13 protein-coding genes are annotated in these 8,413 nt (G+C 69.9%); 7 read left to right on the top strand and 6 right to left on the bottom strand.

Annotation, left to right across the window (positions count from 1 at the left end; translation table 11 throughout):
* Together ACK5F2_RS06505 and ACK5F2_RS06500 are read right to left on the bottom strand one after the other, a co-directional pair.
* The coding region (locus ACK5F2_RS06505; protein ID WP_409863625.1) for a TonB-dependent receptor domain-containing protein at positions 1–1,385 on the bottom strand (1,385 nt) is incomplete at its 3' end.
* Positions 1,382–2,521, bottom strand: a complete 1,140-nt coding sequence (locus ACK5F2_RS06500; protein WP_409863624.1) for a PQQ-dependent sugar dehydrogenase — start codon at positions 2,519–2,521, stop codon at positions 1,382–1,384. The genes ACK5F2_RS06500 and ACK5F2_RS06505, both read right to left, overlap by 4 nt.
* A 200-nt stretch (positions 2,522–2,721) precedes the next feature.
* Here ACK5F2_RS06500 and ACK5F2_RS06495 point away from each other — a divergent pair, with 200 nt between their 5' ends.
* Positions 2,722–3,273 carry a hypothetical protein gene (locus ACK5F2_RS06495; RefSeq protein ID WP_409863622.1) on the top strand — a complete coding sequence of 184 codons (552 nt, stop codon included), beginning with the start codon at positions 2,722–2,724 and terminating at the stop codon, positions 3,271–3,273.
* A 36-nt stretch (positions 3,274–3,309) separates the two neighbouring features.
* On the opposite strand, the gene ACK5F2_RS06490 is transcribed toward ACK5F2_RS06495, so the two are convergent.
* The gene (locus tag ACK5F2_RS06490; RefSeq protein ID WP_409863620.1) at positions 3,310–3,651 is read right to left on the bottom strand and encodes a 2TM domain-containing protein; all 342 of its coding nucleotides are present in this window, start codon (positions 3,649–3,651) and stop codon (positions 3,310–3,312) included.
* A 348-nt stretch (positions 3,652–3,999) separates the two neighbouring features.
* Between ACK5F2_RS06490 and ACK5F2_RS06485 the strand changes: the two genes are divergently transcribed.
* Positions 4,000–4,368 carry an Ivy family c-type lysozyme inhibitor gene (locus tag ACK5F2_RS06485; RefSeq protein ID WP_409863618.1) on the top strand — a complete coding sequence of 123 codons (369 nt, stop codon included), beginning with the start codon at positions 4,000–4,002 and terminating at the stop codon, positions 4,366–4,368.
* A gap of 21 nt (positions 4,369–4,389) precedes the next feature.
* On the opposite strand, the gene ACK5F2_RS06480 is transcribed toward ACK5F2_RS06485, so the two are convergent.
* Entirely contained in the window at positions 4,390–4,815 is a 426-nt protein-coding gene (locus tag ACK5F2_RS06480; protein ID WP_409863617.1) for a hypothetical protein, read from the bottom strand.
* A 131-nt stretch (positions 4,816–4,946) separates the two neighbouring features.
* On the opposite strand from ACK5F2_RS06480, the gene ACK5F2_RS06475 reads away from it, so the two are divergent.
* Positions 4,947–5,486 (top strand): hypothetical protein, encoded by a 540-nt coding sequence (locus ACK5F2_RS06475; protein WP_409863615.1) that lies wholly within the window; start codon positions 4,947–4,949, stop codon positions 5,484–5,486.
* A gap of 119 nt (positions 5,487–5,605) precedes the next feature.
* The gene (locus ACK5F2_RS06470; protein WP_409863614.1) at positions 5,606–5,974 is read left to right on the top strand and encodes a VOC family protein; all 369 of its coding nucleotides are present in this window, start codon (positions 5,606–5,608) and stop codon (positions 5,972–5,974) included.
* A gap of 33 nt (positions 5,975–6,007) precedes the next feature.
* Here the strand turns inward: ACK5F2_RS06470 and ACK5F2_RS06465 are convergent, their stop codons facing one another.
* Positions 6,008–6,310: a 2TM domain-containing protein gene (locus ACK5F2_RS06465; protein ID WP_409863612.1), complete on the bottom strand. Its 303-nt coding sequence runs from the start codon at positions 6,308–6,310 to the stop codon at positions 6,008–6,010.
* Between the two features lie 180 nt (positions 6,311–6,490).
* Between ACK5F2_RS06465 and ACK5F2_RS06460 the strand changes: the two genes are divergently transcribed.
* From ACK5F2_RS06460 to ACK5F2_RS06450, 3 genes are read left to right on the top strand one after another with little or no spacing between them, the layout of a single operon-like run.
* On the top strand, positions 6,491–7,144 hold the full coding sequence (locus tag ACK5F2_RS06460; RefSeq protein WP_409863610.1) for a LysE family translocator: 654 nt from the start codon (positions 6,491–6,493) through the stop codon (positions 7,142–7,144).
* Positions 7,141–7,686 carry a DUF2939 domain-containing protein gene (locus ACK5F2_RS06455; protein ID WP_409863609.1) on the top strand — a complete coding sequence of 182 codons (546 nt, stop codon included), beginning with the start codon at positions 7,141–7,143 and terminating at the stop codon, positions 7,684–7,686. Before ACK5F2_RS06460 ends, ACK5F2_RS06455 begins: the two co-directional genes overlap by 4 nt.
* On the top strand, positions 7,686–8,075 hold the full coding sequence (locus ACK5F2_RS06450) for a DUF4440 domain-containing protein (RefSeq protein WP_409863626.1): 390 nt from the start codon (positions 7,686–7,688) through the stop codon (positions 8,073–8,075). Before ACK5F2_RS06455 ends, ACK5F2_RS06450 begins: the two co-directional genes overlap by 1 nt.
* Before the next feature lie 21 nt (positions 8,076–8,096).
* On the opposite strand, the gene ACK5F2_RS06445 is transcribed toward ACK5F2_RS06450, so the two are convergent.
* Positions 8,097–8,413: helix-turn-helix transcriptional regulator (locus ACK5F2_RS06445; RefSeq protein ID WP_409863607.1), on the bottom strand; the 317-nt coding region annotated here is incomplete at its 5' end.

Below are 8,413 nucleotides of genomic sequence, written 5' to 3'. Positions count from 1 at the left end.
TGCTGGCTGCGCTGGGCACGCAGCGCGGTGTTCAGGCCGGCGCTGCCGTCGGGCCGGTAGGCGCGCTCGGCCAGTGTGGGCGTTTCGCGGGCCTGGCCCAGGCTGGCAAACCAGCGGGTCTGGGGCGCCAGGCGGCCCACCAGACCCAGGGCCGGCAGGGCCACCGGGCTGCGGGCCCGCCCGCCATCGTCGCCATTGCTCAGAAAGCGGTCCTGGCTGCGCAGGCGCTGCTGCCCCAGGCGCAGGCCGGTGTGCAGCACCAGGTCCGGGCTCAGCCGGTGTTCGCCCTGCACATAGACCTCGGCCGCCAGGGCCTGGTTGCGTTCGTCGCGGCGCAGCGCGCCCGTCACGCCCAGGCTGGGGCCGATGAAGTTCTCATAGCCGCGCCGCTGCTCCTGCTGGGTGTCCAGCTGCAGGCCCAGGGTCCAGACGGGGCCCTCGTGGCGCAGGTCGGCACCCAGCTGCCGCCGCTCCAGCGCGATCACCCCGCCGGGGTGGCTGGGCGGCAGCTGGCTGGCCACCGGCAGGGCCTGCCACTGCCACACCTGCCGGCCCAGCAGCCAGCTGCGCAGCTGCCAGCCCCCGCCCCAGCGGCCGCTCAGGCCCAGCTGTTGCTGCTGCAGGCTTTTGCGGCTGTTGAAGGCCAGGGCCGCGGGCGTGACGCCCTCGGGATCGCTCAGCCACTGGGCGCGGCTCAGGCCCAGCGCATCCTCGGCCGGCTGGCTCTGCAGATTGAGGCGGGCGCTCCAGCCGGGCACAAAGTCCCAGCGCGCGTCCAGCAGGCTGCGCTCGGCCTGGGACTGCGGGCGCTGGCCCGCGCTGCGCCAATGCGCCAGACCCAGACGCCAGGGCGCGCTGGTGGCGCCGCCCTCGGCCTGCAAGCGCACTTGCTGCTGCTCATCGCTGGCGGCCCAGATATCGCCCTGCCAGCGCGTGGGTCCGCCCTGCGGTGCGCGCGTGTGCAGGCTGAGCACGCCGCCGCTGTGCACCCCGTGCAGGGCGCTGAAGGGGCCGCGCAGCAGCTCCAGCCGCGCTGCCGCATCCAGCGGGAAATGGCTCACGGAGCCGCTGCCATCGGGCGCCGTGGCCGGCAAGCCGTCCACAAAAAGGCGCAGACCCCGCACGCCGAAACTGGCGCGCGCACCGAAGCCGCGCACGCTGAGCTGCAGATCCGGCGCGGCATTGCCGCGATCGGCCGCCCACACGCCGGGCATCCGCCCCAGGGACTCGCTGAGATGCACCCCCGGACCGCTCTGGGCCAGGGCCTGGGCATCCAGCAGGGCCACGGCCGCCGGTGTTTCGAGCAGCGGCCCGGCGCGCAGGCCGCCGCTGATCTGCACCGGCGGCAGGGCCACCGCCGGGGCCAGCAGCAGGGTGGCGATCAAGGCTTGAGGCGCAGGAGGCGGCCGGGCTCGTCCTCGGTCAGCACATAGAGCAGACCATCGGGGCCTTCACGCACATCGCGCACGCGGCCGATGTCCTGGGCAAAGACCTGGGGCTTGCCCACGATGCGGCCCTCGGCATCCAGGCTCACGCGCTGCAGCTGGCGGAACTTGAGCGCGCCCACCACATAGCTGCCCTGCCAGTCGGCACCATAGGCGCTGCTGCTGATGCGGGCAAAGCCCGAGGGGGCGATGGAAGGCGTCCACTGCCACACCGGCTGCTCCAGGCCGTCCTTGTGCGTGATGCCGGCGCCGATCTTGCCGCCACCGTAGTTCTCGCCATAGGTGATGAGGGGCCAGCCATAGTTGCGGCCAGGCAGCACGCGGTTGATCTCGTCCCCGCCCTGGGGGCCGTGCTCATGGATCCAGAGCTGGCCGGTGGCGTCCAGCAGGGCGCCCTGGGGGTGACGGTGGCCCAGGCTGTAGATCTCGGGCAGGGCGCCGGCGGTTTTCACAAAGGGGTTGTCCGGGTGGGGGCGCCCGTCCTTGAGCACACGCACCACCTTGCCCAGATGGTTGTCCAGGGTCTGGGCGCGTTGCATGCCGGTGAAGCGCTCACCCAGGGTCAGGAAGAGGCTCTGCCCATCGGCCGACTCCACGATGCGGCAGCCGAAGTGGTGGCGCCCTTCCATCTTGGGTGCCTGGCGGAAGATGATCTGCACCTGCTCCAGCCCCGTGCGGTCGGCCTTGAGCGTGGCGCGGGCCAGGGCCGTGCCATTGCGCCCCTTGTCGGCGCCCGCACCCGCCTCGGTGAAGCAGAAGGACAGGGCGCGGCTGCGCTCGAAGTCGCGGTCCAGCACCACATCCAGCAGGCCGCCCTGGCCCGCGAATTCGATGGCCGGCAGGCCCGTGAGCGGCGCCCCGATGCGGCCCTGGGCGCTCACCACGCGCAGGGCGCCCGGCTTCTCGCTCACCAGGAAGTCACCGCCGGGCAGAAAGGCCAGGGCCCAGGGACGCTCCAGGCCGCTGGCCACGGTCTCCACATGGCGGGGAGCGGGCGTCTGGGCCAGGGCCGGTGTGCCGGACAGGGCGGCGGCACAGATCAGCAGACAGCAGGCGGGTGACAGCTTGAGGGTCATGGCGGCGGTGGGCGGCTGGCTGTAAAGCGGAAGCCGTATCTTGCCCAAAGCCACAGCGTGGTGCCGGCGCAGGGCTTTGGCAGGCGCATAGGTTCGCCCCCCACTGCACCGCGCCGGCCTTTCCCAACCCAGGCCTTGATGCCGGACTGTCCAACAGTCTGCGGCGACAATGGGGCGTCTCAAAACCGCCTCGATATGTCTTGAATCGCACCGAACTCGACTTACCCCTGCGGATCGTGCAGACCCTCGTGCTGTATGCGCTCGGCGAGCATCAGCTCGGACACGCGAGGCGTATTGTCGTGAACTGTTCCGGTACCGAGTTCTCGGTTTCCGACGATGGGCGAGGGCATGCCGTCTCTCGCACGGTCGAGGGCGCGCCATACCTGGACTTCATCTATGGGCATCTGGCGTTTCCGTTTGGCCGTACGGACTCGCCGCCGGTACAGCTGCAGGGACTGGGTATATCGCTGCTGAACCAGCTGTGCGCGAGCCTGGATGTCACAGTCCGGAAACCGATGCAGACGCTTCGTCTGCGCTTCGAGCGTGGCGAGCTCCTCGCGCACGAGCTTGTCGACGAGCAAAACCTTGAAACCGGCAATTGCCTTGCCGGAGAAGTGTTGGCCGCGCTTGCCGCTGAACCCATGGACGTGGCTGCCCTTGCCAAGTGGCTGGGCGCTGTGCAAGAGGTCAACCCAGGGCTTGAGCTGCTGCTCAATGGCAAGCCACTCCCTGCCGTGACCGATGGTGCCTGAACCCGGAAGGGGCTTAGAGCACAGGGTTGGCCTCGATCATGGCTGGGCTTTGTGCCTCTTGAGCTGCTCCAGCTCCTTGGCCAGCATGCGCTCGCGCAGGCCGCCGCCGTTCAGGGCCAACAGGGTCACCAGGCCGTGGATGGCCAGGCCCAGGCCCCAGCCCCAGAGCGGGAACTGGGTCCAGCGCTGACCGTCACCCAGCAGCGCAAAGCCCAGGTTCACCAGCACGAAGACGCTGGCGTGCGTGAGCCAGCCCATCTTGAGGTCCACGCGGCGGCGCGCCTGGCGCAGCAGCTGGCGCTCCGCCTGCTGTTGCTGGGCCTGGGCTTCGCAGCCCTGGCTGCTGTCGGGCTGGCTGTTGTGCAGGGTGCTGTTCATCTCGGTCTCCTGGGTCGCGGTGGATGCTGTGCCCGCGGTGGCGGGCGATGAGCGCATCTTGCCGGGCACCCTTGTTGCGACCCAGGCGCTTGCGACGGATGGTCAGCCAACGGCGTGGATCGACGCGGGCGCAGAGCCTGTGGCTTGACCGCTGCTGCGCTTGCAAGGACGCCAAGGAGGTGGCGCGACAATGCAGGGAGGCGGAGTCTGGCTTGTTGCGGGGCTTTGTGCCAACCCTTGATGGCGGAACAGCCCGATATGCAGAAGACTCAACCCGTCCGTCGGTGCCGGTTTCAGGCCGGCGCCCTTCTGGTCTTGGTGATGGCCAGCGGGCTGGGTGCCCCCGCCATGGCCCAGCAGTCCCCTGCGGAGTCCGAGGCCTATCTGTCCGAGTTGCTCAACGAGCCGCGCCATGCCCGGGCCTGGCGCGCCATGCTCAAGGGCGAGCGGGATCTGGATGCCTGGCTCTCGAACTACGCGCAGACCCGCCGTGGGCCGACCGCGCCCGAGGACGATGTTGTGATCGAGGGGCGGCACTACCGCGGCCATATGGTGTGCAAGACCCATGATTGCGGGGCCAATCTCTTTTACGTCATCTTCGCGCCCGATACCTCCCAGGCCTGGGGCTTGCTGCTGCGCAGCGGGCGGGAGCCACGTTTCCTGGGCCGGCCCGATGCCGCCATGCAGGACGCGCTGCGCAAGCTGGCGCGTCTGTGACGCGATCGAGGCGCAGCGGGATCAACGCTCGAACAGCAGGCCCAGCTCCAGATTGAGGGGCTCGGAGACCGCGGGCAGATACTCGGCCCGGATCCGCAGGGCGCGCAGCCCCTGCTGCCCCGTACAGGGCAGCAGCATCTCGTGGTGTCGTGAGCGCCAGTCGGAGCTGGCGGGCGCCGACGCGCTCCGGGCATCGGTGGGGGGCTGGTGTGTGATCTCACGGGCAAGCGTGGCGGACGCCGGGGGAATCTCGCAGCGCATGTTCAGGCCGGATTTCATGGCGGCCTGGAAGGCCAGCCAGCGCCCGTCCTGCCAGAGGGCCGCGGCCTGGCGGGGATCCAGGGGCACGGCTTTGTCGGCCCAGACGGGCCCCGCCCCCAGGCAGAGCAGCGTGAGGAGCAGCCCCAGCGTGGGGCGCCCGGGCTTGTGGCGTTTGTTCATATGCACGGGAGGGTCTCCATCGCGGCTTGGGATTGGCCGGCCGTGGCTGCCGATTGACGCGCCCTTGGGGGCCGCGTGACGTTAGCATCGGTGCCGAGCCTTGTTGAAATCTTCATGCCATGCCGGGAGTTTCGCCCATGAAGCCGGTCCGCCGTATTCCGCTGCTGTGCCTCCTCTTGCCGGGCCTGCTTGGGCCCTGCCTGGCCTGGGCGGCCATGGCTCCGGCCTACGAAGCCCAGGCCCTGCTGGAGCGGCTGGAGAAGGGTTCAAGAGAGCGGGCGGCCGCGCCGCTGAGCCTTCAGGCCACCGTGCTCACCATCGAGCGGCGTGAGGAGCCGGGCAACGGCTGCCCGGCCCTGCAGCATGTGCGGGCGCAAGTGCAGGTGGAGGGGGTGCTGCGCGGCGAGTTGGCCGTGGGTCGGCGGCTGACGCTGCGCTATACCGAAGCCGAGTACCGCTGCCCGGGGCCGGGCCGCAGCCGGCTGCCGGAACTCCGGGTCGGCCAGTCGTCGAGCCTGCTCTTGCGCTGTGAGGCCAGCGATTGCGAACCGGCGGCGGGCGCCTTCAGCTTCGACAGCGATGCCGAGTTCGAGCGTCGGCGTGAGGAGGCGCGAGCCCTGGCTGAGCGTTACCCACTGCAGCGGCGCGTCGATGTGCCGGTGCAGCGAGCGCCCTGAGTGGGCTGCGGCTCGGCCCACCGGGCCGCGAGAGTGGCGCCTGGATAGGGGACAAGGCCGCGCCAACCAGCTCACCCGGTGCTAGGCTGCAAGCCCACCCGAAACCCGGAGCAAGCCGCATGGCACACGCACTGGACTGGTTTGAGATCCCCGTCACCGACTTCGCCCGCGCCAAGGGCTTTTACGAGACGGTGCTGGGCATCAATATCGAGCCCATGAGCATGGGCCCGCTCACCCTGGGCATGTTGTCCAGCGACCCCGAGGCCGTGGGCGGGGCCCTGGTGCACGGTGAGGGCGGGGAGCCGTCCGACCGTGGCACGCTGGTGTACCTGAATGGCGGAGACGATCTGGCGCTGATGCTGGCACGTGTCGAAGGCGCGGGAGGCCGGGTTGCCGTGCCCAAGACCGAGATCGGCAATGGCTATGGCTTTTTCGCCCACTTCATTGACACCGAGGGCAACAAGGTGGGCCTGCACTCGATGAAGTAACGGGTCGGCGCCGACTGCGGCCCGCAGTGCCGCTCAGCCGCGGGCCTTCATCCGTGCCAGCTCGCTGCTGAGCATGCGCTCGCGCAGATCACCGCCGCCCAGGGCCATCAGGGTGACCAGGCCGTGGATGGACAAGCCCAGGCCCCAGCCCCAGAGCGGGAACTGGGTCCAGCGCTGGCCATCGCCCAGCAGGTACAGGCCCAGGTTCACCAGCACAAAGATCGTGGCGTGCTTGAGCCAGCCCAGCTTGAGCTCCACGCGGCGGCGCGCTTGGCGGCGCAGCTGGGCGTCTTCGCGGCTCAGGCTGTCGGTGGCGGTGCTGTTGCTGATGATCATGGCGTTTCCTTTGTCGTGGTGCTTGTGGCTGTCGATGAGTGGACTGTGCGCGTCGCGGTCTCTTGCGCCCAGCGGCTTGCGACGAGGGGCAAGCCGGCGGCGTGAAGCGTCAGGCGCCGGGTGCCAGTGGCAGGGCTTCGGCCGCCGCCGCATGGCAGCCGCGGTTATGCTGGCCACACCATGCAGCTCGGCATCCACGATCTCCCGCTTTTCATCGTCTCTGGCCTGCTCTTGAACATCGCGCCGGGGCCGGACTCCATCCTGATCATGACGCGCAGTGCCACCCAGGGCTGGCGGGCCGGTTCGGCCGCGGCGCTGGGCATAGGCGCCGGCACCTGCGTGCATGTGCTGGCGGCGGCCCTGGGGCTCTCGGCCCTGCTGGCGGCGTCCAGCTGGGCCTTCACCTTGCTCAAGTGGGTGGGCGCGGCCTATCTGGTGTGGATAGGCCTGCAGATGCTGTTGGCGCGGCGGCGCCAGGGTGGTGAGGCGGCGTCCACCGGCGGGGTGGCGGCAGCCAGCGTGGCCCTGCCACTGCGCAAGATCTTCGTCCAGGGCTTTCTGAGCAATGTGCTCAACCCCAAGGTGGCCCTGTTCTTCCTGGCCTTTGTGCCGCAGTTCATCGCGCCGGACGCGCCGCACAAGGCCCTGGCCTTCATCGTGCTGGGGGCTATCTTCAACTTCAACGGCATGCTGTGGTGCCATTTCCTGGCCCTCTCCACGGCTTTCGCCAGCGCACGTCTGCGTGTGGGCGGGGCCCTGGCACAGTGGCTGAACCGGGCCATTGGGGCCCTGTTCCTGAGCTTCGGGCTCAAGCTTGCACTGTCGGAACGATGAGCAAGACACGCCGGCCCCTCAAGACCGCCCTGCTGGCCCTGGTCCTGATGGCGGGGCTGGCGCTGTACGCCACGCCCTATCTCACCGTGCACCAGATGCGTGAGGCGGCGCGCGAGCGCGATGCCCAGGCCCTGGCCGCCCATGTGGACTTTCCGGCCCTGCGCCAAAGCCTCAAGCTCAGTGTGCAGGACCGCCTGGCCGGGCGCGAGCGCAATGAGCGCGGCGACCCGACGCCCGCCGCCGCCATGGGCGCGGCCGTGGCCGCCGCCCTGCTGGGGCCCATGGTGGATGTGCTGATCACACCCGAGACCCTGGGGCGCATCCTGCAAGGCGAGTCGCCCCTGAGCCTGCCCGGCGGCCGCGAGCCGCCGGCCACACGCGAGGATGGCCGACCCCGCCTGCATACCGAGATGGGCTACGAGAGCCTGGGTCGCTTTGTGTTCAGCCTGCGGCGCGAAGGCGACGGCGAGGAGCCGATTGCCCTGGTGCTGCACCGCCAGGGCCTCATCGGCTGGCGGCTGGCGGAGATGAGGCTACCGTGATGGCGCTGGACGAGGCCCAGCGCCATCTGCTGTGGCGGCTGGAGTGCGAGCTGCACGGCCTGGCCACGCGGCAGGATCGTGCGCGGCTGGAGCAGCTGCTGCATCCCGCGTTTCGCGAACATGGCCGATCCGGCCGGCGCTACAACCGCGAGGAGATCCTGACCCGTCTCACCGCCGAAAGCGTGGAGGTTTGCGTGCAGGCCCAGGACTTCGAGCTGCAGATGCTGGCCGATGGCGTGTGCCTGCTGACCTACCGCAGCGCGCATCGCCAAGCCGATGGCTCCTTACGGCAGCACAGCAATCGCTGTTCAATTTGGAGCTACGAGCCCGTTGCGGGTTGGCAGATGCGCTTCCACCAGGGCACGCCCAGCGAGCCCTTCGAGGCTTGAGTGTCGGCCTCGCGCCACCGCTCAGCGCATCACCGCGCTGGGCAGCAGGCCGGTCCAGCGCTTGAAGAAGCGGCGGAAGTTGGCGCCGTCGAAGAAACCCAGGGCCTGGGCCACGGCCTCGTTGGGCTGGCCGCGCAGCTGCAGCAGGTACAGGGCCATCAGGGCGCGCAGCTGGTCCAGCTCGGCCTGGTAATGGGTGCCGTGCAGGGCCAGGCGGCGCTTGAGGGTGGCGGGGCTCATGCCCAGTTCCGCGGCCAGCTGCTCCAGGCTGGGCGGGCTGTCCAGCGCGGGCAGCAGGCGGTCGTGCAGGGCCGCGATCAGGCCGCGGGCCTGGGAGC

The sequence above is a fragment of the Roseateles sp. genome (assembly GCF_046300915.1).
Lineage (GTDB): Bacteria > Pseudomonadota > Gammaproteobacteria > Burkholderiales > Burkholderiaceae_C > Kinneretia.
Note: the sequence above shows the minus strand (reverse complement) of the source record. Positions and strands in the feature narration are given on the sequence as shown.